The following is a 23,735-nucleotide window of genomic DNA, read 5'->3' on the forward strand; positions in this document are numbered from 1 at the left end:
AAAAGTCATGAACAGGCTCGACGAGTTGATTAAGCAAGAGCAAGCATTAGTTTATGCGGTCGACCGCGATGGCTTCGCCACTTCTACGCTGCGTTGCTGCTCATCCTTCGCTCTTTGGGCGAACAGCCGAAGCGCTCTGAAAACGCGCGCGTGAAAGCGGCAGCCGAGCGATAGCCAACGCGATTGGCAACCGTCTTTATCGGGACATTGCTTTCCGCGAGTAGGTTGAGCGCACGCTGAAGCCTCCAGTCCACTATATAGGCCATCGGGCCACTGCCAACCAGCTCGCGAAAGCGCTCGGCAAAGCGGCTGCGCGACATCCCCACGGCCGCCGCTAGGCTTTCGACAGTCCATCCATGGGCGACATCACCGTGAATGAGGCTGAGTGCCTTGCCGATCTGAGGGTCGTAGACAGCGGAAATCAAACGGCTGATTTCGGGCGCCTGCGCGATGCCGGCGTGTATCGCCTCGATGAACAGCACCTCGGACAGGCGGCTGACGCTAGCTGTGGCTCCCGGTTCGCCCTCAAACATGCGGCGCACAAGCAGGCGCAGAACGTCGTCAAGCATTGGCCGTGATGCACGGTCCGCTGCGGTAACATGCAACAAGTCCGGTATCGAACGTAGCAACGGGTGGTCTGCACCATCGGCAAAGGAGAAATGGCCGCATACCATTTGGCAGGATTCGCCGGCTTCGCCGCTCCCGACGATGAACGGCCCCGAGCCGGTGAAGCCTGCTTGCTGTATGACATCGCCAAGCGGTTGCCCTTCAACGGTTTCGCTGCTCGACAGCAAATGGCCAGCGCCGCCGGGAACAAGGGCAAGATCGCCAGCTCGCAACTTTGTGCGCGTCCCATCGGCGAGGGTGACGTAGCACGTCCCTTGTACCACTAGGTGAAAGCGCGCTGCACGCCTGTAGCTAGGGACGGCGATATTAAACGCCGGGTAAAAATCGGTGCGAAAGAAAATTGTGGCTTTCAGTGCTACTGTGTCGAGCACGTCGCTGAGTACATCGGTCATGCTGGTTGCTTAGCACCGGCGCTCGTTAAGTCCACAAGACTATTCGCGAAACGTTGCAGGTCATCCCAACGAATTGACCAGAAGTCGCAAAATGACACCACCGCATTGCGTTACCTCCCACCGACGCGCAATCAAGCGTCGACGGACTTGCTAACCCTTCGCCAGGAACTGCACGGAGATTCGTCGTGGAGACCATTCCCCAGACTGATGCCGCGTCTGCGCCGTCGAAAACCCAAGACCTGCTAAATGCGGTCAAGAAACAGACCGGCGGCTTGCCCAATATTCTTGCCACCATGGCGCAATCACCGGCCGGGCGCAGTAGTTATCTTGGAGTTGCCGGAGCACTCGCCGCACGAAGCCTGTCAAATGTGAACCGCAAGCAGATTGCGCTCGCTGTCGCCGGTGCCAATGTGTGCGATTATTGCGCTTCGGTGCATACGGGACGCGGCAAGGGAGCAGGTCTTTCGTCCGACGAAATGGCCAGGAATTTGATTGGCAGATCGTCATATCCCAAGACCGCCGCTCTGTCGGGCGTCACATGCGAAGTCGTTCGCCTACGTGGCCAGACAACGGCAGCTCAACTCGCAACGCTCACCACGCCGGTTTCGATCATGAGGCCGGTGTCGAGACTGTCGCGAACATCACACTCAGCATTTTCACGAACTACTTCAACCATATCGCGGGGACCGAAAATGATCTCCCGCTGATGCGTTCGCGGAGCGCCTTGTTTGTTTAGGCGACCCGAACGGGCCGGTTCGCCGCCCCCAGCGAACCGGCCCAACTCAGTCTTCAATCACATTCAATCCGAAGGAAAAGCCAATGACCAATCCAATAGAAGCTGCCGAAAGCGCATCAAACGCGCTCACCGCTCAGGGCAGAATCCTTGAGTCGATCGACCAGTACTATGCCGACAATTGCGTATTCATCGAACCCGATGGCGCAAGCCGCACGTCGAAGGACGCAGAGCGCGCACATCTTGAAGGCTTTTTCGCGAGCCTGAAGAGCTTCGAAAGCGCGACGTTGCACGGCCAGGCCGTCGGGGACAATTTCTCGGCGAGCGAATGGACGTTCAAGATGACGGCCGGTGATGGCAGCCCGATCATCTGGCACGAAACGCTCGTGCGCACCTGGCAGGACGGCAAGATCGTCTCAGAAAAATACTACACCCAGGCCTGATCTCGGGCGACCCGATTGGCTCCGTTTCGACTTGAATCCCGGCGCACAGCGCGAGGGTAATTTACTACTCCAACAGAGGGAAATCTCATGTCCAATGAAAATGAAGTTGCCATCCAGTCCCGCCGTGCCCTGTTCCGTTCAGCTGGAATTGCCGCTGCTGGGCTTGGGCTCGCCACCCTTGACGCACCGTTGCTGGCCGCGCCACGCAAGATTGCGCGCCGCGGCGATACCGACAGCTCAGATGTTGGCGTGATGCAGGGTGCTCTTGCACTTGAACATGAAGGTATCGCTGCCTATCGCATTGCCGGTGGAAGCGGGCTGCTCAGCAAGGGCGTGCTCGACGTTGCACTGGTTTTCCTCGGCCATCACGAGGGGCACCGCGATTCACTTGCCAAGCTGATCGCGACGGCTGGTGCAAAGCCTGTCGAACCCAAGACCGATGCCGAGTATATTTCGGCACTTAACATCGGCGCGCTCAAGTCCGAAGGCGATGTCATTAAGTTTGCTGCCGGCCTCGAACAGGGCGCGACGAACGCCTATGTCGGCCAGATCGCTGCGTTGCAGGACCACAAGCTGGCACATCTCTTCGCGCAACTCAGCACAGACGAAGCGGTTCACTGGGCCATTCTCAACAACGCGGCGGGCGGCGCGATGCCCAAATCTGCGTATCTGTTTGGCTGATATGGCAAATCGCAAACGCATCGAGGCCGGGGTCGCGGTTTGCGCGATCCTGGCCGGGGCCGGACTGGTGTTTGTCCCCACCGCCGCGCCGGCGCAAGCGGTGGCCAATCTCGCAAATGGCCAGGCGCTTTATCAAGCAAAATGTGGCGGATGCCATTCCATCGAGGCAAACCGTATCGGCCCGGCGCACCGTGGTCTCATTGGACGTCGGATCGCAACGGTACCAGGCTATGCTTATTCTCCGGCACTCAAGAAATTGACTGGCGTTTGGACGCCGGCGCGGATCGATTTATGGCTGCAGGGACCTCAAAAAATGGCGCCAGGCTCGAAAATGTTTTCGACTGTCTCCGACGCCGCGCAACGGCGCGACATTATTGCTTATCTTGCCGCAAACTCGTCCGTGGATCGGAGGTAGCGGGACGCCTGTTATGAGATCATCCGATTGCTTGCTGGAAGACATTCAAGCGTGCACCCTGTGCGCTGAGCATCTGCCAGCCGGACCGCGCCCGATCGTTCAGTTCAGCGTAACCTCCACAATTGTCATCATCGGTCAGGCGCCCGGCGCGCGCGTCCATGAGAGCGGCATTGCCTGGGATGACGCAAGCGGCGAGCGGCTGCGCGAGTGGACGGGGCTTACGCCCGATATTTTTTACGATCCCGTGCAGGTCGCACTTGTGCCGATGGGCTTTTGCTATCCCGGCACCGGCAACAGTGGCGATTTGCCGCCGCACCTCGAATGTGCACCAATGTGGCATGATCGCGTCATGGCCGTGCTTCCACCCGCGCGATTGACGCTGCTCGTTGGCAGCTATGCACAGCAGCGTTACTTGGTCGAGGCCAAAAAACATTCGCTGACTGAACGTGTTGGTAAATTTCACCAGTACCTGCCGCACTACTTTCCGCTTCCGCATCCATCATGGCGCAGTATGGGCTGGATGAAACGTAACCCATGGTTCGAGCACAACGTCCTGCCAATGTTGCGCGATGCAATTGGAATGCGAATAGGCACTGTCCCACACGAGTAGGCTTGTCAGTGTTTTAGGCGACCGCCAGGCCATTGGTAGGCGCTTGGATCCCCTCGTGGGGCAATTTGGCGAACGAGGGCTTCTCGGTTCGGTGGCGGGCTACCCATGCGGAAGGGCTGGGCTGGCGGGTCGTTCCAATTAGTGGCGATGACTGGGATCGGTGTTATTGGCGCTGGGTTGACCAAGACGGCTGCATCATTCCGGTGTGTCGGCGGTGATAGCAGGCGATCAAACAGGTTTGCTGTCGGGCGACGGGTTCATTTCCAGCAGGGTGCCGCGTCCGCGAGGCTATCGAACAGGTCATACCAATGCAGTCGTGTCTACCGTCCATAGTTGCCGTGGCTTTCAAAGTGAGGCGACCGCCAATGGGCAAGTGACAAGCGGTCGGAAAAGGGCCCATTTAATGTGGTGGAGGGGTCTCCACTTTACGGGATCTTCTGCGAATAAGTCAGACAGGAAGGCGACGATGGAGCAGGTACCGGCTGTTGAGTTGGATTTGGCAAAGCCGGTTGGCTAGGTTCACGGCGTCAACGCACAGTGCAATGTGCCCTGATTGGGACGCACAGCAATGTTTTCGAGCCCAGCGATGCACCATTCGGGGTCATAACGCGCCTCCGTCCCGTCTGAGCGCCATATCCAATGATCCCCATTTATGTCCTAGTTCGATCCGTCTTTCCGGCATGCGGTCCTATCAGCGATACTGATCGGCCAAGGCGGAAGGTGCTCGCTCAATCGAACGCGCGCGCAATGCTGGTGTTGGGTACCGCAGCTTGCATCCTAGCCCAGCATTCAGCCATGCCGCCGCGCGATCCATGTCCAGGCGGTCACGCGTTCACTGCCGCATCCATGTCTACCAACTGATCATGTTACCTTAATCTCTGCTTCACTTGGCGCGGTGCTTCGCCCGTGACGCGAGCGAACACCCGTGAGAAGGCTGCGGCACTATCATATCCGACGCTGTCGGCCACGGTCTTGACCGGCTTGCCTGCGGCAAGAAGGTCACGCGCAATCGTCATTCGCCACCGGGTCAGATAGTCGATCGGCGTCCGCCCAACGCAGGCGCGAAAATGCGTGGCAAAACGGGTGCGCGACATGCCGGCCACCTCTGCCAGATCATCAAGAGTCCACGAATGCCTTGGCTGTTCGTGCATCGCCGTCAGCGCCTTGGCCAATCGCGGATCGGCAAGGCCGCCCAGCACACCATCATTCACCAGGCCACTGGCGACAACATGACGCACTACCAGGATCAAGAGATAGTCGAACAAATGGTCGATGGCGGCCTGACGCCCATTATTGTCGCCAAATCCTTCGACAAGCAGAAGATCGCAGGCGGGCCCCAGCGTCGGGTTCTCGGCCAGCGGCAGGATGACAAGGTCGGGCAGTCCTTCGCCAATCGGGTTGCCATTATCGCCGCCCAGATCGACCTTCGCGCAGACCAGATCAGCCCCGCCTTCCGCAGCGCCAGTGAACCGATGCGCCTGTCCGCGCGGGAAGAAGAGCAGCGTTGGTTCGTTCAGAATGAGATCGGCCTCGCCAGATCGGCTCAGCGTCAACGCGCCGCTCTTGAGAAGGTGGAGGTAGCCGCAATCGGCAAATTGCGCGGTCGTACACAAGTTGCCGGTAAAGAATGTCCGGGCGCTCGGGGCAGTGTGGGCAAAGAGAGCGGCAAAGATGTCCATGTGAACGATCTGCAATGAAGTTGGCACCAATCTGCACCGATAACAGCCGATAGAGGCGTTGTGCAAGCCCGCACTGACCAACAGAGGAAACGCAAATGCCCCGCATCAACCCCGTAGAACTCGCCACTGCCGACACCGGCGTCCAGGCCACCCTCGGCGCTGTTAAGGCGAAGATTGGCATGGTCCCGAACCTTTTTGCGACCTTCGCTCATGCTCCTGCCGTGTTGAATGGCAACCTCGCCTTCGCAGATGCACTGGGAAGTGGTGTGCTGACCGCTGCACAGCGCGAAATCGTTGCGCTTGCCGTCGCCCAGTACAACAGCTGCCACTATTGTCTGTCGGCGCACACGCTGCTCGGGAAAGGTGCCGGCCTTTCGCCAGAGGCTATCCGCGCCGCCCGTCTGGGCAAGGGCCAAGATCCCCTCGACGATGCGATCGCGACGCTTGCCTTGCGCATCGTTGAAACACGCGGTCACGTGACCGACAGCGATCTGTCAGCAGCCCGCCTTGCTGGCCTCGACGACGCCCGCATCGTCGAAATCGTCGGTAACGTCGCGCACAATGTTCTGACCAACTTCATGAACAACGTCGCCCAGACCAAGATCGATTTCCCGGTCGTCGATGTGGCGGTTGCGGCCTGATCATAATGCGTGCGGGCCGGTGCAGGACATCGGCCCGCTCCTCAACCACTTCCATAGGGAACCCTTGCCATGAAACTGCAATTCCTTACCCCTGCGCTGCATGGCGTGCTTGACTATGTCGCCGCTGCCGCCCTTATTGCGCTGCCATTCCTGCTCGGCTTTGAGGGTATTGAGCTTTGGCTCTCTGTTGCCGGTGGGGCGGGCTTGATTGCCTACAGCCTGCTCACTGACTATGCATTCGGTGCGGTCAAGCTGGTGTCGTTCGATGCACACTTGTTGCTCGATCTTGCCGCAGGAGTAGCCTTCATTGCCGCGCCATTCTTGCTTGGCTTCACCGCTCTGGCTTCGATCTACTACCCGGTTATGGCAGCTGGCGTGATCGCGGTGGTTACCTGTACCTCGCGAGCCAACCAATCAGGCCGAAAGAACGCCGCTGCCTGAGCACGTCTATCAAGGACACAAGAGTTGTTATCAACAATGCCACCCTGCATGCCCCGATCACGGCATGCAGGGTTTGCCACGTCTGGAGTTTGGCGCTCCACGACCTGAGCCATAGCCCAACGCCCTCAGCGCCATGATTTAGTCGGCAGAAAAATTACGGGTACGGAACTCAATTCCTCACTATTCTGACCTTTGCAGAATCAGCCAACAGCGTTGAGCCCGTGAAAGCGGGCCCGCTTGTCGCAAGGCGAGGCGGTGTGCGGATCCCAACAGAGGCACCGCTCCGCTTATTTCTTGAGCACCGGATAGCCATCGACATAAATCGAGTCAGTCGCATTGGCTGGCAAGTGGCAAGTCAGACAATCGGTCTTGTAATCGGTCGATTTCGTCTTGGTCGGGGCGCCCTGATCAAACCATGCCCAGCCCCAGCCGTCGCCCCACAACTTGTTGTCGGGATGGCTGTTCTTGCTGTCCTTCACCATAACGAACCAGCCTTTCAAGGCTTTCGTATGGCTGACAGTGCCCGTTGTCATTGGTCCCGTCGTCGCCTCGAACACCTCTTTTACTAGCGTCGTGCCGTCCGCGAACGTGCCGGTAGCGCGATGCCCGGCTGCAGCACCGGGCGAGGCATAGACGATATGCATCTCCTTTGATCCGGGTGTGCCATCGGCCGCCACAGCCCAAGTGCCGAGATATTGATAGGTATCACGATAATCGGCAGGTACGCGCAAGGTGCCTGCGGCGTCAGCGCCGCTATTTTCCGCTCTCGTTTCGGTCGCCTCGCTACACCCGGCCAACAAAAGCGCCGAGGCTGCAAACAGCAGCGAACCCTTCGGAATGTGCATGAGATATCTCCCTGTTGACGTAGGCATTCGCTAACGCAATGCTTGTCTCTTCATGATGAAAGCCATGTAGATCAAATATTTGTGCAGAAGGGCTCTTTCTCTTGTCCAAACGTCTCTTGTCGCGAATCGACCTTGATGCGCTGTTCGATCAACTGCGTGTCGAGCCGATCGCTTTTTCCGAATGCTTCATTGCCCCCGCTTGGGCGTTGGCCTTTTCAGCCACCCCGGCATCAGGTCTTCACTATGTGTTGCATGGCGAAGGTGAACTGGTGTTAGGGTCGGGCGCGCCTGTTCCCTTCGGCCCGGAAACGCTGCTTGTTACCCCGCGGGACACCCCTTACCGCATCCAGGCGCGGTCTACTCCAGAGGCACGGACAGGTTGTGGAGGTGTGGTCGCGGTAACCATCGACCTTGGACAACCCACACTGAAGCGCTGGCAGGCAGGAAGTGACGAGCCAGCGCTGAAGATCGTCTGCGGCCATTTCCGTGCAATACAGGCTGGCGATCGCGACTTATTCGGTGCGCTTGATGCACCGGTGGTGGAGCATTCCGGCAAAGATAGTGTCGGCAGTCTGATGCCATTGATCCGCACCGAACTCAGTGGGAACAACACGGGCGGCCGGACTATGGCCGCAGCGATGCTGCGCCAGGTTTTGGTGATACTGTTGCGCCGCGGGCTCGCCGAACAGCAGAGTTGGCTTGGTGCGCTTGATCTGGTTAGCGATGAGCAGGTGATGCGTGCCTTCAGCGCCATGGTGCATGAGCCCGGTGCGGCACACAGTGTGATGTCCCTGGCGCAGCTGGCATGCTTAAGTCGGTCGGCCTTCATTAAGCGGTTCCAGGCGTCGTTCGGACACCCTCCCGCCACAGTGCTGCGCGAACTGCGCTTGCTCGCTGCGGCAGACCGGTTGCTGCGTAGCCGCGCATCCGTCGAGCAAGTCGCGCGCGGCGTGGGCTATGCGAGCCCAAGCAGTTTTTCGCGTGCCTTTACCACGCGTTTCGGCGTTAACCCGGCGGCATATCAGGCGAGCGCCGAAGAATGAGGCGCTTGATCTCCGCACAGATAAATCTCTTGCGGCTAACGTGTTGTTTTATTCATTTTGGCGGAGGCATATAATGTAAATGTTGAAAAAAAATTGTGGCGAAACGCGAACATAGGTGTTCGCCTAGTCGCTCGTCTCAACAAATGAAGATCCGTATGAAATTGTGAAGTAATGGCCTGATGTAACATAAGCGGTTGCGTTGTGCTCCCATAATTCAATCGGGCCGCGCCATAGCATCGCGCAGCGGTTGTTCGTCGCTCGATGTAGCTTGGATAAAGGAACCTAGGGGCTTCGGGCTTTTGGTGATAGCGCGAAGCACGGGGATAAAGATAAGGGTCGCAAAGCCTTATGATCGAAGTGCGTCAGCTCAGATTTGCGGTAGCCACCGCCGATGCCCAGAATTTCTCACGCGCCGCCGAAGCAATGCGCATCAAGCAATCGACCTTGAGCAGACGAATAGCCGCCCTGGAAGCGCGCCTCGGGATCAAGCTCTTCGAACGCAGCACGCGCGGCGCAATACCGACCGAACAAGGCAAGGCGTTCCTCAGTGTTGCCCGGCGCATTCTCACCGATATCGACAATCTTCAGACGACAGCCCGCGCGGTCAGCTATGGCGAGGAAGGCAGGATCGCGGTCGGCTTTTCTGCGTCCCTGATGGCCGGCAATATGCGCGCGACCATTGGCGAATATATGCGGCGTCACCCCGATATTCAGTTTGACGGGATCGAAGCCGATCCCGAGCGGATGCTCAGCGATCTGAAGGCCCGGATCATCGACGTCGCGCTGATGCCATCGGACGCGCACGACGCCGGCATCTCGCGGCGCTCGGCATGGTCGGAGCGATTGCTTGTTGCGTTGCCGAAAGACCATCAATTGGCCACATCAGACCGGATTCACTGGAGTGATTTGCGCCGACAGGTTCTCGTGCTGCCCAGCCAAGGCGTGGGGCCCGCCATGGCCCGCAATCTGAAGCGTCGATTGTCAGATCAGGGCTATCGTGCCCACCTGATCGTGCAAGACACAAGCCTCGAAAGTGTTCTGAGCACGGTCCCGTTCGGGCGGTACGTCACGCTTGCCACCGAAGCCTCGATCGGGGTGCAATGGCCGGAACTGACGTTCCTCGAGATCATGGATCAGGGCGGCCCTGCGCGGCTCGACTATGCGTTCTACTGGCGCGAGGATAACGACAACCCAACGCTGAAGCGGTTCTTTGAACTGCTCAGCGAACGCTACCCGGCCTGACCCGAGCGCCGCAATCTGGCGAAGGACCGGTCGGTCGCGATGAAGCGCTCGATCATCGGCGGGATCAGCCGCTCGGGTGTGGGAGCATCTTTGGTATCGCCGCCGTTGATCGCCAAGCCATAGGAGAGCAGTTCGCGGTGAAGTCGGGACGAGAGCTCGATGGTTACCTTGACCGGCTTTTCGTCGGCCAGGTCGGCCAATTTCAATCGGGTCATGACTCGTCTCCCAATATCAGATCACGGGTCACGAGTACGCGCACGGGAAAACCCGGACGGATCGTCAATGTTGGCCGCACATCGAGCTCGCGGCTGACGACCTGTTCGCCCGCGCGGCCGATGCTGTCCTGCGAGCCTCGGCGCAGCGCGCGGGTGAGATTGTCGTCATTGCCCGCGCCAAGCTCGCCGCCAACACCCAGCAGGGTCGAGACCAGCGCGGCCCGCAGAACGCCGCCCCAATGAAAGTCCACGCCGTCCTGCAGCCCGGCAAAGCCGGATGGGTCGCCGCCGGGTTGGCGTTCGAGCACGATCGACCGGCCATCGGGCAGGATCAGCCGGTTCCATGCGAGCTGCACCCGGCGCTGTCCGAAGGACACGTCGGCATTATAGTCGCCGATCAGCCGAGACCCTTGGGGGATGAGCAGGATGCGGCCGGTGACGCTGTCATGGACAGGTTCGGTCACCTGCGCGGTGACCTGACCTGGAAGATCAGAGCGGATCCCGGTGATGAGTGCTGCAGGAATGATGCTGCCCGCCTGCAAGACATGGGTGCCCGCTGGCGGCTCGATCCGACTGGCTGATACCGTCCGGCGCTCGGCGGGGCGGTCGGCAAAAGCAGGGCGCGGCGCCTCGGCAGCGAGCTGGGGCACCGGCGGCCCACCGCCGGCATCGGCAACTTCCGATCCGTCACCGACAGCAGCTGCTCCCGCACCGCCACCAAAGAACAGGCGGCTTTCGCGAGCGGCGCTGCGTTCCTGCAGCAGCCGCTGGCGTTCCGTCTCGGCTGCCGTTTGCGCAGGCGTTGGCGCAGGGCCAGTGGGCGGCGCAGCGCCGATCGGCGGAAGCTCGGCGACATCCCCGCGCTGTTGTGCCGCCAGGATCGGCGCGCCGAGATCGCCGGGCAGGGGCGGGCCCAGCTTGGGGACATCACCATAGTCGCGAGGGGCATCGGCCAATGCGTCGGGCTGCGCCGCGCCTTCGGTGTTGAGCAGCTCCTCGCGCTCGGCCTGGCTCGCGGGCTGCAGGGCATAGATCAGCGCACCGCCGACAAGGGCAAAGCCGCAAGCCGACGCGATGCCGATGGCCTTGCGCGACAGCCGCATGACGCGCGGCGGATCGCCGCGCAGCTTGACCGCCTCTTCTGGCGTTGGAGCAGCTTCGTCGCTCATGACGGCGACCTCCGGCGTTCCTTGCGGATCTCGACGCGCTGCTGCGAACGGCGGTCGCCAAGGCGCAGTTCGGCGCGCTCGAGCAGCCGGTCGACGATCATAAAGCGGCCGGACACGCGGTAGTTGAGGAGCTCGGCCTGATTGCCCTCGCCAAGCCCGAACAGCGGCGGCATCTGACCTTGCTCCACGCTTTCGGGAAACTCGATAAAGGTCTGCCGCCCGTCATCGAACACGCGCACCGGTCGCCAGGAGGGCCGATCGCCCAACAGGCGATAGCCAAAATTGAGCGCCTCGACCGGAATACTGGCAGCAATTGGTGCCGCGCGCGCCTCGGCTTCCTGCGCCTGTTGCAAGGCGATCAACTCGTCCTGCGGATAGGTCCAGGAGACCGACGCCATGTAGACCGACGGATTGGCACGCAGCTCGATGTGATAGGTGCGGCGGTCGGTGTTGATGACAAGGTTGGTGGTGATGTCGGAGCGGACCGGCTTGACCAGAATGTGGACCCGCGCATTGGCCCCGCGCCCGCTTACGGTGTCGCCGATCAGCCAGCGCACGGTATCGCCCGCAGCGACAGGTCCGGCGCCAACCAGCTGCTCGCCTTCCTGCAGCGCAATGTCGGTCACCTGTCCCGGCGCGGCATAGACCTGATAGAGCGCGCCGGGAGCCCAGGCATAGTTCTGGATCGCGTTGATGAACTGCTCGCCCTCGGGCTGCACGCGCGCGGCGGCGTTTGCCGCTCCCACCCGGTCCCTGGGGGCAGATGGCTGGGAGCGGCGCGCGGCGCGGGAGGGGACTCGCCGCGGTTCGGATTGCGTCTGCATTGTTGCGGTGGTCGCCGCCTCGACGACCACTGGCGCCAACTCTGCTGACACCATCTGTGCTGAAGCCGGACAGGCAGTTGTTCCAAGCAGGACGGAAAAGAGGGTCACTGCAAGGCGACCGGGAATGGGCGAGATCATGAGCCAAGTTCCTTTGACCAGTTGATGGCATTGACGAAGATGCCGAGCGGATTCTTGCGCAGGGCATCGGGGGTGCGCGGGGTCTGAACGGTGATCGTCAGGATCGCGGTCCAGCGACTGGTCTCGGCGAGGCTGCCATCGCGGTAGCGGCGTTCGACCCAGGCAACGCGGAAGCTGATCGGCGAGGCGCGGATGACGCTGGTGACATCTATCCCGACCTGTTCGCGGCCTACAGCCGCGAAGGGATCGTTGGTCCGGGCATAATCGTTGAGCACCAATGCGCCGCGATCGGTGACAAAGTCATAGGCGCGCAGCCAGTTCTGGCGGACAATGATCGGATCGTCGGGAATGCTGCGCACCTGCTCGATGAAGCGTGCCAGGTGGAATGCGATCTGCGGGTCGCTTGGGTCAAAGTCGCTGACCGCAGGGGCGACAGCCTGTGCTTCGCCAAGCTTGTCGACCTGCACCACCCAGGGAATGATCGAACCCTGAGAGCCTTGCCAGACGATCCCCGCAGTGAGACAAGCGGACAGGCCGAGCGCGCCGAAAAAGGCATAGCGCCAGCTTCGCGCCTGCACCCGCGCCGAGCCGATGCGCTCGTCCCATACCTGCGCTGCGCGGTGGTAGGGCGTTTCTGGTTCGGGGGTCTTGCCATAGCGGATCGAGGGTCGTCGGAACATGTGTGTCAGTCCTTTTCTGAGGTGTCGACCGAGGCGCCGCCGCCGTGGCTGTCGCCCGATTTGAGCGTGTGCGCGGCGATGCTCGCGCCATGGGAGATCGTCTGCCGGTCCTTCATCGCCTTGGCCCAGGCAGGCTGGCCCTGATCGGCAGCTGCGGGCGACGGGGGCGGCGGCGTGTTAGGTCCGGGTGTGATGCTGCCGCCGGTCTTGGTGATGGCGTCGCGGCTGCCTTCGCGGAAGGATTGCTTCACGCCGTCACCGGCCTTGCGCAGCGGCGATGTTGCAGCGCTGGCAGCATATTCGCCGACGGCACGCGCGCCGCCTGCGACCGCTGCGCCGCCCGACTTGCCTGCAGAGCCGAGAGCGTAGGCCATGGTCGCGCCGCCTGCAGCGCGCGACGTGCCTTGCGCGACATTGGAGGCAGCACTGGCCACCGCGCCGCCCGCCAGTTTTGCTCCGGCAACGGCACCGGCGGCAGCGCCGCCCGCGAGCAGCGCGGTGCCGGCTGCGGCGCCTGCGCCAAGCTGCGGCCCGCCCGAGACGATGCCATTAGCGATCCCGGGGCCAAAAATGCCGAGGCCGAGCAGCGCCAAGCTTGCCAGCACGATCGACAGCGCGTCTTCAATCGTGGGTTCGCCCGCGATAGCGGTAGTGAACTCGGAAAAGATGGTCGAGCCGATGCCAACGATCACCGCAAGCACCAGCACCTTGATGCCCGACGAGACGACATGGCCAAGCACGCGCTCGGCCATGAAGGCGGTCTTGCCGAACAGCCCGAACGGGATCAGCACGAAGCCGCAGAGCGTTGCCAGCTTGAACTCGATGAGGGTGATGAACAGCTGGATCGACAGGATGAAGAAGGCGATGATGACGATCGCCCAAGCGACCAGCAGGATCACGATCTGCAGGAAATTCTCGAAGAAGCTGACAAAGCCGAGCAGTTCGGAGATCGACTCCAGCAAAGGATAGGCGGCATCGAGCCCCACTTGCGCGACCCGGCCCGGCTGCAGCAGTTCGGCCGCTGTAAACCCGGTGCCACTGGCCTTGAGGCCAAGCCCGGCGAAACTTTCGAACACGATGCGCGCGAGGCTGTTCCAGTTGCCGATGATGTAGGCAAAGATGCCGACAAAGAGCGTCTTCTTGACCAGGCGGGCAAGAATGTCGCCCTGCTCGCCCCATGACCAGAACAGCGCTGCCAGTGTGACATCAATGACGATGAGCGTGGTTGCGATGAAGGCGACCTCGCCGCCCAAAAGGCCGAACCCGCTGTCGATGTAGCGCGAGAAGATGTCGAGGAAGCGGTCGACGACGGCGGTGCCACCCATGTTAGCGATCCCCCGTCATATCGAGGGCGGCATCCCCGCTGTTGTCAGTCACAGGGGGCACGACCGCCGCATCACGCTCGGCCTGCCCCAGGAACCGGCGGCGTTCGGCTGCCCAGGCTGCGGTGCAGATATCGACCGATGCCGCCTCAAGGCCGAGCGCTGCGCAATAGGCGAGGGTGGCCTTTGCATCGTCTCCGGCTTCATGTGCCGCAGCGATGACATCGCGTGGCGGCGGCGCAGGCTCTTCGCGCAGTTCGAGCACGGCCATGGTGATGGCAATGGCGACGAAGGCGCCGGCCCCAATCCGCGCAAAGAGCTTGCTGTCCATCGCCTCAGTTCCCGAACAGCCGGGCATTGCCCGGGACATAGGGCCGGCGATCGCCGAGGAAGCGGCGAAGCTGTTCGCGGGCCTGCGCCTTGGCGGCCGCTTGTGCAGCGGCGTCGAGCGATTGTGCCCGCGCGAGCGAGGCGACCGTAGCGGTCAGGTCCGCGAGCTGCTGCGCCTGCACCGCCAGCAGCTGATTGCCAGCCTGCGCGGCCTGAAGCGCGCCGGTTGCCGACTGGCTTGAGCCAACGAGGCTGTCGATGGCGCCGCGCGTGCCGTCGATATTGCCGACCACGCCGGCCTGAACCCGTAGGGCATCCTCGAAGGCGCCGAGGCTGTTCTGCCACCGGGCTTCGGCGCCCTGGACCAGCATGCGCTGCGGCCCCGTCATCGCGCCCGCGCGATAGTTGTTCTGGAACTCGCGTTCGATCTGACGAACATCATAAGCCACGCGCTGCGCCTGTCCGAGCAAGGCCTGGGTCTGCCGGATCTGCGCTTGCAGCGGTTCGAGCACGGTCAGTGGCAGCGATTGCAGGTTGCGCGCTTCGTTGACGAGCGAGGTCGCCTGGTTCTGGAGCTGCCGGATCTGGTTGTTGATCTGCTCGAGCGTGCGCGCGGCGGTCAGGATGTTCTGGGCATAGTTGCGCGGGTCGAACACCACGCCGCCAATCTGTGCCCTGGCAGCGGTCGGCAGCATGGCGCCGACGCTGACCGAGAGAACCGCGGCACTGGCAGCAAGCATCGAGACGAATTTACGGGCTTTCATGGGCACTACTCCTGGGATTGGTCCGACCGCGGACCGGGCTTGAGAAGGGGCGAGGGGGCGGGCAGCAGCTCGGCTGCCCAGGCGAGGCCGCGATGGCGCAGCCAGCGCGCAGCAAAGTCAGCGCAGCCGTGCACGCCCGTGATCGCATCGATCGCGAGCTGGTCGGCCTTTGATGAGGTGGCGGTGAAGGCGAGCGCGACCTCGCCAAGGCCAAGTTCGAACAATCGGTTGCCGCGCGCCGACTGGCAGTAATAATCGCGCTTGGGCGCCGCCCGCGCGATGATCTCAATCTGCCGGTCGTTGAGGCCAAAGCGGCGATAGATTGCCAATATCTGCGGCTCAATCGCGCGTTCGTTGGGGAGGAAGATGCGGGTAGGGCAGCTCTCGATGATGGCAGGAGCGATCGCCGAGCTTTCGATGTCGGCGAGGCTCTGGGTTGCAAACACCACGCTCGCATTCTTCTTGCGCAGCGTTTTGAGCCATTCGCGCAGTTGTGCGGCAAAGGCGGGGCTGTCGAGGACAAGCCAGCCCTCGTCGATGATGATCATTGTCGGCGAGCCGTCGAGCCGGCCTTCGATGCGGTGGAACAGGTAGGAGAGCACGGCAGGGGCTGCGGCCGAGCCGGTCAGCCCTTCGGTCTCGAAGGCCTGAAAGCTGGCTTCCCCCAGATGTTCGCTCTCGGCATCAAGCAGCCGTCCGAACGGCCCGCCAATGCAATAGGGTGTCAGGGCCTGTTTCAATGCTTGTGACTGCAGGAGCACAGCGAGCCCGGTAAGCGTGCGCTCGGCAATCGGAGCGGTGGCGAGGGAAGTCAGCGCCGACCAGAGATGCTCCTTGGTCGCGGGATCGATAGTCACGCCTTCGGCAGTGAGGATCGCCTGAAGCCATTCGGCCGCCCAGTTGCGCTCTGCCGGTTCGTCGATCCGCGCCAGCGGTTGCAAGAGCACCGTGCCATTGCTGTCCTCAGCCAGGCCGGAACCCGTCAACGAGTTGCCGAGGTCCTGCCAGTCCCCACCGCAGGCCAGCGCCGCTGCACGGATCGATCCGCCGAAGTCGAAGGCAAAGACCTGGGCGCGATCATAACGCTGAAGCTGCAGCGCCATCAGCGCGAGTAGCACCGACTTGCCTGCCCCGGTCGGCCCGACGATCAGCGTATGCCCGACATCGCCGACATGAAGCGAAAACCGGAACGGGGTCGAGCCTTCGGTCCGCGCATAGAATAATGGGGCGGCGTTGAAGTGTTCGTCCCGTTCCGGCCCGGCCCACACAGCCGACAGGGGGATCATGTGGGCGAGGTTGAGCGTGGAGATCGGCGGTGTCCGGACATTGGCGTAGACATGGCCGGGAAGCGATCCGAGCCAGGCCTCTACCGCGTTCATGCCTTCGACGATCACGGTGAAGTCGCGGCCCTGGATGACCTTCTCGACCAGACGCAGCTTCTCCGCTGCCAGCGCCGGATCCTCGTCCCAGACGGTGACGGTGGCGGTGACATAGGCTTGGCCGACAAAATCCGATCCGAGCTCCTGCAGCGCAGCATCGGCATCGGCGGCCTTGTTCGAGGCATCGCTGTCGAGCAGCGTCGAAGCCTCGTTGGTCATCACCTCCTTGAGGATGCTTGCGACCGACTTGCGCTTGGCGAACCATTGCCGCCGGATCTTGGCGGTCAGTTTGGTGGCATCGGTCTTGTCGAGCATCACTGCGCGGGTCGACCAGCGATAGGCGAAGGCGAGCCGGTTGAGCTCGTCGAGCAGACCCGGGAAGGTGCTGCTGGGAAAGCCGACCACGGTCAGCGTGCGCAGATGCGCGCGACCGAGGCGCGGCTCGAGCCCGCCGGTCAGCGGCTCATCGGCCAGCAGCGCGTCCAGATGCATCGGGATCTCGGGAACGCGGACGCGGTGACTGCGGGTGGAGACGCAGCTGTGCAGGTAGGTCAGCGTCTCACCGTCGTCGAGCCATGCCACCTCGGGCACAAAGCCATCGATCAGACGCAGCAGGCGCTCGGTGCGGTCGACGAAGAGGTCGAGCAGTTCTTTGGGATTGATGCCCTTTTCGGCCTTGCCCTCGTAGAGCCAGCTTTCGGTGCGGGCCGCATCTTCGGCGGGCGGCATCCACAACAGGGTCAGGAAATAGCGGCTCTCGAAATGGGCGCCTTCCTCGGCAAATTGCGCTGCGCGCTCGCGCTCGACCAGCGCCGAGGCCGGATCGGGAAAGTCGCTATCGGGGTAATCCAGCGCCGGGCGGCGCACCGCCTCAACGAAAATGGCCCAGCCTGAACCCAGTCGCCGCAGCGCGCTGTTCAGGCGCGCGGTCGTAGCGATCAGCTCTGCGGGCGTCGCGCTGTCGAGATCGGGACCGCGAAAGCGGGCCGAGCGCTGGAAGCTGCCGTCCTTGTTGAGCACCACGCCGGGTGCGACCAGCGCGGCCCAGGGCAGGAAGTCGGCAAGCCGGTCGGCCTTGTTCCGGTATTCGCGAAGCGAGAGCATGGGCTCAGACCCTCAGGAAAGTGGGAAAGCGCAGATGCCGCCGCGCGACATCGACGAATTGCGGATCGCGCCGCGCCGCCCAGACCGAGACCATGTGCCCGAGCGCAAAGATCACCACGCCGGCGATCCACAGGCGCAGGCCCAGCCCAATCGCAGCGGCCAGCGTCGCATTGGCGATCGCCAGCCCGCGCGGTGCGCCGCCGAGCAGGATATGCTCGGTCAGCGCGCGGTGAACCGGTACGACAAAGCCCGGCACGGCTTCCGGCGGCATGGTCTCCATCAGACGAGAGCCCCGCCGCCGAACGAGAAGAACGACAGGAAGAAGGAGGAGGCGGCAAAGGCGATCGACAGGCCGAACACAATCTGGATCATCCGTCGCGCCCCGCCCGAGGTGTCGCCGAAAGCGAGTGCCAGGCCAGTCGCAATGATGATCATGACCGCAACGATCTTGGCGACAGGCCCCTGGATGGATTCAAGGATCGACTGGAGCGGCGCTTCCCACGGCATCGACGAACCCGCCGCGTGAGCAGGGCCCGCGATGGAAAGAGCAACAAAGCTGCCGAGCATGGCAGCGGAGAGGCGGGCACGGGCGCGCGATAGGGTCTGGATCACGATGAAACTCCTGTGGCTGGGGGTGTGATGGGGCGGATGGTGTAGTCGCTGTGGGCATCGAGGCCGGTGACCTCGGCGAGTTCGGCAAGGCGCCGTCCGGTCCCGTCGCGGACAAGGACAGCGATGACGTCGATGGTCTCGGCGATCAGGGCGCGCGGCACAGTGACGACGCTTTCCTGGATCAGCTGCTCCATGCGCCGCAGGACCCCAAGCGCGGATCCTGCGTGGATCGTGCCGACGCCGCCGGGATGGCCGGTGCCCCAGGCCTTGAGCAGGTCGAGCGCTTCGGCACCGCGCACCTCGCCGATCGGGATTCGGTCGGGCCGCAGCCGCAGGGCCGAGCGGACCAGGTCGGAGAGCGTGACCACGCCGTCTTTGGTGCGCAGCGAGACGAGATTGGGCGCGGCGCATTGCAGCTCGCGGGTGTCTTCGATCAGGACCACGCGGTCGTCGGTCTTGGCAACTTCGGCCAAGAGCGCGTTGGTGAGGGTGGTCTTGCCGGTCGACGTGCCGCCAGCGACCAGAATGTTCTTTCGGGCCGCAACGGCGCGAACCAGCGCGTCGGCCTGCCATGGAGAAATGATCTTCGCTGCGACATAATCAGCGAGCGTGAATACCGCGACAGCGGGCTTGCGGATCGCGAAGCTCGGCGCAGCCACCACCGGCGGCAGCAGACCTTCGAAGCGCTCGCCCGTATCGGGAAGCTCGGCCGAAACGCGCGGTGCCTTGGCATGAACCTCGGCTCCGACATGATGCGCCACCAAGCGGATGATCCGTTCGCCATCGGCAGCGCACATCGCGCTTCCCGTATCGGCGATCCCGGCTCCGAGCCGGTCGATCCAGAGCCGCCCGTCGGGATTGAGCATGACCTCGATGACCGAGGCATCTTCAAGCCAGACGGCGATCTCCGGCCCGAGCGCAGTGCGCAGCATACGCGCTCCGCGCGACGATGCTTGCGACGGGATGGGGATCACGCTCATAAATTGCCTCGTGTCGGCGAGGCAACCGATCATCGGCTGCGCTCGTGAGACGGATCAAAGAGACATCAAAGCGGGTGAATGCAACAGCGAGTTGCGGGCGGCGTATCGTAGCGGAAAGGCAGAAAGGCTAGCGTAGTTAGAGCCTCAAATGACCGCTAGGTTGGACTGTGCTGACTGTCCGGTTTTAGGAGCGCAAACGCGGTAACTCGCCATTCGTTCAGAGTGGCGAACCGGGTAGACACTCATCTTTTTATGTGCCATTCTCATAAAAACATGAGGATTGCCAAGTTCGAAATGTCGTATGACGATTTCATATCAGAGTTGGGAAAGGCGGGTCTGAGCGTCCGGGACTTCGCCGCACTGTTGGGCATGAGGGCAAATTCCGTTTCAAATTATTCGAAGCGCGGCGAGGTGTCCTCGCATCTCGGAATAATCGCGGCGCTCCTTGCTGAGCTTCGCCTCAATGGTATCCCCTACAATCCCGTTTTCAATCGCGTCGATGTGAACAAGAAAAAGTCTCGCGGAAGCGCGACAAAGGGTAAATTCGGTGGTGATCCGCAAACGCAGATGGAGTTGTCGTGACTGACCGTCCTGCTCTGTCGCTTGATCGCACGCATGAAGTACTTGGCTGGCCCGAGCCGGATGCCATTATGCATCCGTCCGGAGCGGGCGCGTCGGTGTTCGCTTCGCTAGTTCGAAACAAGATCGGTCGTGCGCTTCATAGGGTGTGCGACGGCGATGAAACCCGAGTCGGGGTCCTCATGGCCAATCCTGATGCACGTTCATCCGAACCACCTTTGGCTGTCGTTGCCGAGTTCCGGAACGGTCCCAGCGAGGCCAGTCTTAGGGAGCTACAGCGGCTGTGTTGGAACTTTTCTCATGTCCCCATACTGGTCACGATCGAGCCATCGCTGTTGCGGGTATGGAGTTGCTGCGAGGCACCCGACCCGAACCGCGCGCTCGAAGATTACCTGGTGCGCGACCTGCGAGCGGACGAACTCCACGCCGATAGCGCGCATGCCCTTGAGTTGCAGGCTGCACGGGCGCTGCATTGGATTAACTTGGTGTCCGGCGCATTCTTTTCCGAACACTCGACTCGCTTTGATCGCGATGGTCGCGCCGACCAGATGCTGCTTGGTAACCTACGGCACATTCGTGGGCAGCTCTCACAGCTGGGGCTAACGAATGACGATATTTGCCATGACCTTCTCGCACGGATTATTTTCGTGCAGTTCCTGTTCGATCGGAAGGATCAGGATGGAAACCCGGCGCTGACCGTTGCAAGCCTGCACCGGCTGCAACGGGAGGGTGTACTTGCAAAGGTGCATGACTCTTTCCACGGGCTGCTTTCCGATTATGCCGACACCTATCACCTGTTTGACTGGCTCAATGCCAAATTCAATGGGGACTTGTTTCCCGGTAAGGGTGCAACAGCGGAGGAGCGCGCAGTTGGCTGGGCAACCGAAAAGCAGGTCGTCAAACCGAAACACCTTTCGCTCTTGGCGGATTTTATCCGGGGCGATCTGGACATGCCTGCCCGGCAGATGTGTCTCTGGCCACAATATGCTTTCGACGTCATCCCGCTCGAATTCATCAGTAGTATTTATGAGACGTTCGTTACGGAGCGTGCTGCGCGCGACGGCATTTTTTACACCCCACCATACCTTGTCGATTTCGTCCTTGACGAAGTTCTTCCGTGGGATGGTGCTGAATGGGATCTCAAGATCATCGATCCCTCATGCGGATCGGGTGTCTTTTTGGTCAAAGCCTTCCAGCGGCTTGTTCATCGGTGGAGGAATGCGAATCCGGACAAGCTAATTCGAGCGGAGACTCTTCGGCGCTTGCTGGAGCGAAACATATTCGGTGTTGATATCGATCCGCACGCCGTTCGCGTGGCATGTTTCAGTCTATACCTGGCGATGTGTGATGAGATAGAGCCGAGGCATTATTGGACCCAAGTGATATTTCCGACGATGCGCCAGCGCAGGCTGATTTGCGCGGACTTTTTTGATGAGAGCCATGAAGGCTTTCGGTCAAAGGACGATGAACAGTCCTATCATCTGGTCATCGGCAACGCCCCTTGGGGCGACGGCGTTATCACCGATATCGCCAAGGTCTGGGCGAGCGATCCCTCGCACAAATGGCCGGTTGCCAACAATGACATTGGCGGCCTGTTTCTGGCGAAGGCCGCAGTACTTTCGAAGCCTGAAGGCAGGATTGCCTTGATACAATCGGCAAACTCGCTCCTATTCAACATTAGCGGTCCGGCAGTAGAATTTCGGAAGGCGCTGTTCTCCCAGCACAGAGTGCGGAAGATCTATAACCTGTCCGCGCTGCGGTTTAGCGTCTTCAAGCGAAAGACGCATACCAAAGAGACATCGGTATCGCCTTGTTGCGTCGCTATCCTTGAGCGAACCGCGCCATCGCGGGAAGACGTCATAAGCTACGTCAGCCCCAAGCACACCGTGCCTCTACTGGACGAGTTCACAATCGTCATCGAGCCGCAAGACCGCAAAACGCTGACAGTCGCCGAGGCGATCGAAGATCCCGCGATATGGTCAAAGCTGATGTGGGGAACGAGGCGCGACCTTCAACTCGTCGATAAGTTGAATACTTTTCCGACCGTGGAAAAAATTGATGGCTTGGTAAGTCGGCAGGGCGTGAAGTTTGGCGATAGGAAAAAAACCATCGCTGCGTATAAAGATATGCAGATATTTAACGATAGGATGTTTCCCTTTGATAGTACGTTTCCGTTCTTAGACGTCGAGGGATTTCCTCGGTTTGGCAATGTAGCAGTGGATTCCCGTGCTTCTACGGATGTTGCGGCCTTTGCATGGCCGCAGCTTATCGTAAAACAGAGCTGGAATAAGCCGAGTGGTCGCTTTCATGCCCGGTTGACTCGTTCTGCGCGTCAAACCGGACTTCTCTGCAACGAAAGCTACTATTCCCTGCATTCAGCCTGCCGCAGTGATCTTGAAGCGGCCTGCTTGGTTTTCAACAGCTATCTGGCTGTATATTTTCTTCTACTTACGAGCGGCAGGTTTGTGTTCATCCCCAAGCCGTCGAAGTCGGAGCTTCTCGGCCTGCCCCTGCCGCCGCGCGCTCCCGACCAACTCGGTGAAGTCCGCTCTCATGCGGAGATCGATCCAATCGTGTTTGAATTGTTCAACCTCAAGGACGCTGAACGCGTGCTTATCGAGGACATGATGGGCTTTACGCTTAGCGACTTTCTTGAAGGTGAGCGGTCGATCGGGAGACAAAGCACCAACGCGGATCACAATGGCGATGAATTGCACCTCCGATCCTATTGCAGCTTCTTTATAAGGGCGCTGAAGGCGGGCTTCGGTGCAGACAAGCCGATCGCTGCGACGATTTTTCAATCTGATAAAGAACGCATGCCGTATCGATTGATTGCCTTCACGCTGGGTGGTGAATCCGCCGAGTCAATCGATGTGAAGAGGATTGGTTCGGCAGAACTGCTGAACGAGTTTCACCAACTGAATCTTGGTTCAAAGGGCAAAGACGGCGGTATCTACAATCAGCGTTTCGTTCGCATCTACGACGCGAGCAGCGGCATACCTACGGTGTTTATCATCAAGCCCGATCAGAAGCGGTTCTGGACCCGTAGCACCGGGCTGCAAGACGCAGACGAGGTTGCTCTCGATCTGTTTACATGGGGGCGGGAAGCGGATGAGAGGCCCGAGGCGGTTCAATGATGTCTGTCGCCGCAGCAGGGACTTTGCCACGCTCAGTCGATCCTGCCTTCGTCCAATTGGCACGATCATGGGTTAAAGATCCTGCACGGCAATTTCTCGCATTCATTTGGCTAGCGTACGAAAATCTTGTCACGTCCGAACCGACCATTGACGGGCGGGACTTGGAGAGAAGCATCACCCAGCTCTTGGAACCGCGTGTGAGAGACGCGATGACTGGGGATGAACCCTTCTACGTCCAGCACGGCCCCTTCGAGCGTGAAACGATGAGAGCCCCGCCCGCTCAACCGCCCGAATACGACTTGGCCTTCGTACTTCGGGCCGACGAACGGATCATGTGGCCGCTTGAAGCCAAGGTGCTTGAGACGCCGGGCAGCGTGGCCGCTTACGTGCGTGACGTGACTGACGAATACCTGACATGCCGATACGCGCCGTTTTCGGAATCGGGGGCAATGCTGGGCTATCTTCTGGCCGGGACGCCTAATGACGCGCTCAAAGCGATCGCCGGGAAGCTGGGAGTTGCGCTTGAGGAGGTGACCGATTTGCCCACGGAAACGAATAGGTGGTCGAAGCATGTGCGGACCGTACCGGCTGGAAAGCCATATCCTCCCGAATTTTGGTGCTATCACTTAATTTTGGAATTTCCGTCCTTGCATCGAAGTCATTGAAGCCGAGGTTCCTCCTTGGAAGGCTATACTCAGCGAAATCGATTA

At 61.0% G+C, this 23,735-nt stretch carries 26 protein-coding genes; 12 read left to right on the top strand and 14 right to left on the bottom strand.

Annotated elements, in window-relative coordinates; genetic code table 11:
- Positions 1-83: 83 nt before the first annotated feature.
- A complete protein-coding gene (locus GO308_RS04280) occupies positions 84-1,019 on the bottom strand; it encodes an AraC family transcriptional regulator (protein ID WP_240884034.1) in 936 nt (311 codons plus the stop codon).
- Positions 1,020-1,204: 185 nt separating this feature from the next.
- Here GO308_RS04280 and GO308_RS04285 point away from each other — a divergent pair, with 185 nt between their 5' ends.
- The 5 genes from GO308_RS04285 to GO308_RS04305 all read left to right on the top strand — a co-directional run bounded on the left by GO308_RS04285 (position 1,205) and on the right by GO308_RS04305 (position 3,901).
- Positions 1,205-1,726: a carboxymuconolactone decarboxylase family protein gene (locus tag GO308_RS04285; RefSeq protein WP_240884036.1), complete on the top strand. Its 522-nt coding sequence runs from the start codon at positions 1,205-1,207 to the stop codon at positions 1,724-1,726.
- Positions 1,727-1,838: 112 nt separating this feature from the next.
- Complete coding sequence (locus GO308_RS04290) at positions 1,839-2,195, top strand: nuclear transport factor 2 family protein (RefSeq protein WP_066649008.1); 357 nt, start codon at positions 1,839-1,841, stop codon at positions 2,193-2,195.
- A gap of 87 nt (positions 2,196-2,282) precedes the next feature.
- Positions 2,283-2,876, top strand: coding sequence for a ferritin-like domain-containing protein (locus GO308_RS04295; protein WP_240884038.1), 594 nt, complete (start codon positions 2,283-2,285; stop codon positions 2,874-2,876).
- A gap of 1 nt (position 2,877) precedes the next feature.
- A complete protein-coding gene (locus GO308_RS04300; RefSeq protein WP_147159410.1) occupies positions 2,878-3,291 on the top strand; it encodes a c-type cytochrome in 414 nt (137 codons plus the stop codon).
- 31 nt (positions 3,292-3,322) lie between these two features.
- Positions 3,323-3,901, top strand: coding sequence for a uracil-DNA glycosylase family protein (locus GO308_RS04305; protein ID WP_346768993.1), 579 nt, complete (start codon positions 3,323-3,325; stop codon positions 3,899-3,901).
- Positions 3,902-4,767: 866 nt separating this feature from the next.
- Here the strand turns inward: GO308_RS04305 and GO308_RS04310 are convergent.
- Complete coding sequence (locus GO308_RS04310; RefSeq protein ID WP_058456591.1) at positions 4,768-5,580, bottom strand: AraC family transcriptional regulator; 813 nt, start codon at positions 5,578-5,580, stop codon at positions 4,768-4,770.
- A gap of 95 nt (positions 5,581-5,675) precedes the next feature.
- On the opposite strand from GO308_RS04310, the gene GO308_RS04315 reads away from it, so the two are divergent.
- The gene (locus GO308_RS04315; protein WP_072378598.1) at positions 5,676-6,221 is read left to right on the top strand and encodes a carboxymuconolactone decarboxylase family protein; all 546 of its coding nucleotides are present in this window, start codon (positions 5,676-5,678) and stop codon (positions 6,219-6,221) included.
- A 69-nt stretch (positions 6,222-6,290) separates the two neighbouring features.
- A complete protein-coding gene (locus tag GO308_RS04320) occupies positions 6,291-6,662 on the top strand; it encodes a hypothetical protein (RefSeq protein WP_072378596.1) in 372 nt (123 codons plus the stop codon).
- A 287-nt stretch (positions 6,663-6,949) separates the two neighbouring features.
- Here the strand turns inward: GO308_RS04320 and GO308_RS04325 are convergent, their stop codons facing one another.
- Positions 6,950-7,507 carry a cytochrome P460 family protein gene (locus GO308_RS04325; RefSeq protein ID WP_066528270.1) on the bottom strand — a complete coding sequence of 186 codons (558 nt, stop codon included), beginning with the start codon at positions 7,505-7,507 and terminating at the stop codon, positions 6,950-6,952.
- 101 nt (positions 7,508-7,608) lie between these two features.
- On the opposite strand from GO308_RS04325, the gene GO308_RS04330 reads away from it, so the two are divergent.
- Positions 7,609-8,550, top strand: coding sequence for a helix-turn-helix domain-containing protein (locus GO308_RS04330; RefSeq protein ID WP_082731125.1), 942 nt, complete (start codon positions 7,609-7,611; stop codon positions 8,548-8,550).
- Positions 8,551-8,898: 348 nt separating this feature from the next.
- Positions 8,899-9,792, top strand: a complete 894-nt coding sequence (locus GO308_RS04335; protein ID WP_240884041.1) for a LysR family transcriptional regulator — start codon at positions 8,899-8,901, stop codon at positions 9,790-9,792.
- Here GO308_RS04335 and GO308_RS04340 read toward each other — a convergent pair.
- From GO308_RS04340 to trbB, 11 genes are all read right to left on the bottom strand, one after another.
- Positions 9,780-10,007 carry a DUF2274 domain-containing protein gene (locus GO308_RS04340; protein ID WP_066528277.1) on the bottom strand — a complete coding sequence of 76 codons (228 nt, stop codon included), beginning with the start codon at positions 10,005-10,007 and terminating at the stop codon, positions 9,780-9,782. The genes GO308_RS04335 and GO308_RS04340 overlap by 13 nt on opposite strands.
- Complete coding sequence (locus GO308_RS04345) at positions 10,004-11,176, bottom strand: TrbI/VirB10 family protein (protein WP_066528280.1); 1,173 nt, start codon at positions 11,174-11,176, stop codon at positions 10,004-10,006. The genes GO308_RS04340 and GO308_RS04345 overlap by 4 nt, the downstream gene beginning before the upstream one ends.
- On the bottom strand, positions 11,173-12,000 hold the full coding sequence (gene trbG / locus GO308_RS04350) for a P-type conjugative transfer protein TrbG (RefSeq protein ID WP_231726656.1): 828 nt from the start codon (positions 11,998-12,000) through the stop codon (positions 11,173-11,175). The genes GO308_RS04345 and trbG overlap by 4 nt, the downstream gene beginning before the upstream one ends.
- Before the next feature lie 134 nt (positions 12,001-12,134).
- Entirely contained in the window at positions 12,135-12,818 is a 684-nt protein-coding gene (trbF, locus tag GO308_RS04355) for a conjugal transfer protein TrbF (RefSeq protein WP_066528281.1), read from the bottom strand.
- A gap of 5 nt (positions 12,819-12,823) precedes the next feature.
- Positions 12,824-14,143, bottom strand: a complete 1,320-nt coding sequence (gene trbL, locus GO308_RS04360) for a P-type conjugative transfer protein TrbL (RefSeq protein ID WP_066528283.1) — start codon at positions 14,141-14,143, stop codon at positions 12,824-12,826.
- Position 14,144: 1 nt separating this feature from the next.
- Positions 14,145-14,471: a putative entry exclusion protein TrbK-alt gene (gene trbK-alt / locus GO308_RS04365; RefSeq protein WP_066528285.1), complete on the bottom strand. Its 327-nt coding sequence runs from the start codon at positions 14,469-14,471 to the stop codon at positions 14,145-14,147.
- A 4-nt stretch (positions 14,472-14,475) separates the two neighbouring features.
- Complete coding sequence (gene trbJ / locus GO308_RS04370; RefSeq protein WP_156442296.1) at positions 14,476-15,234, bottom strand: P-type conjugative transfer protein TrbJ; 759 nt, start codon at positions 15,232-15,234, stop codon at positions 14,476-14,478.
- A gap of 5 nt (positions 15,235-15,239) precedes the next feature.
- Entirely contained in the window at positions 15,240-17,717 is a 2,478-nt protein-coding gene (gene trbE, locus GO308_RS04375) for a conjugal transfer protein TrbE (RefSeq protein WP_066528290.1), read from the bottom strand.
- Between the two features lie 4 nt (positions 17,718-17,721).
- Positions 17,722-17,997, bottom strand: coding sequence for a VirB3 family type IV secretion system protein (locus tag GO308_RS04380; RefSeq protein WP_066528291.1), 276 nt, complete (start codon positions 17,995-17,997; stop codon positions 17,722-17,724).
- Positions 17,997-18,329, bottom strand: coding sequence for a TrbC/VirB2 family protein (locus GO308_RS04385; RefSeq protein WP_066528292.1), 333 nt, complete (start codon positions 18,327-18,329; stop codon positions 17,997-17,999). The genes GO308_RS04380 and GO308_RS04385 overlap by 1 nt, the downstream gene beginning before the upstream one ends.
- Positions 18,326-19,309, bottom strand: coding sequence for a P-type conjugative transfer ATPase TrbB (gene trbB, locus GO308_RS04390; RefSeq protein WP_072379960.1), 984 nt, complete (start codon positions 19,307-19,309; stop codon positions 18,326-18,328). The genes GO308_RS04385 and trbB overlap by 4 nt, the downstream gene beginning before the upstream one ends.
- 294 nt (positions 19,310-19,603) lie before the next feature.
- Between trbB and GO308_RS04395 the strand changes: the two genes are divergently transcribed.
- The 3 genes from GO308_RS04395 to GO308_RS04405 are packed head-to-tail and all read left to right on the top strand — an operon-like array spanning position 19,604 to position 23,690.
- A complete protein-coding gene (locus tag GO308_RS04395) occupies positions 19,604-19,891 on the top strand; it encodes a DNA-binding protein (protein WP_072379958.1) in 288 nt (95 codons plus the stop codon).
- Complete coding sequence (locus GO308_RS04400; RefSeq protein ID WP_240884042.1) at positions 19,888-23,025, top strand: N-6 DNA methylase; 3,138 nt, start codon at positions 19,888-19,890, stop codon at positions 23,023-23,025. The genes GO308_RS04395 and GO308_RS04400 overlap by 4 nt, the downstream gene beginning before the upstream one ends.
- Entirely contained in the window at positions 23,025-23,690 is a 666-nt protein-coding gene (locus GO308_RS04405) for a hypothetical protein (protein WP_240884045.1), read from the top strand. The genes GO308_RS04400 and GO308_RS04405 overlap by 1 nt, the downstream gene beginning before the upstream one ends.
- Positions 23,691-23,735 lie beyond the last annotated feature (45 nt).

Source organism: Sphingomonas sp. SFZ2018-12 (assembly GCF_022496715.1).
Lineage (GTDB): Bacteria > Pseudomonadota > Alphaproteobacteria > Sphingomonadales > Sphingomonadaceae > Sphingomonas.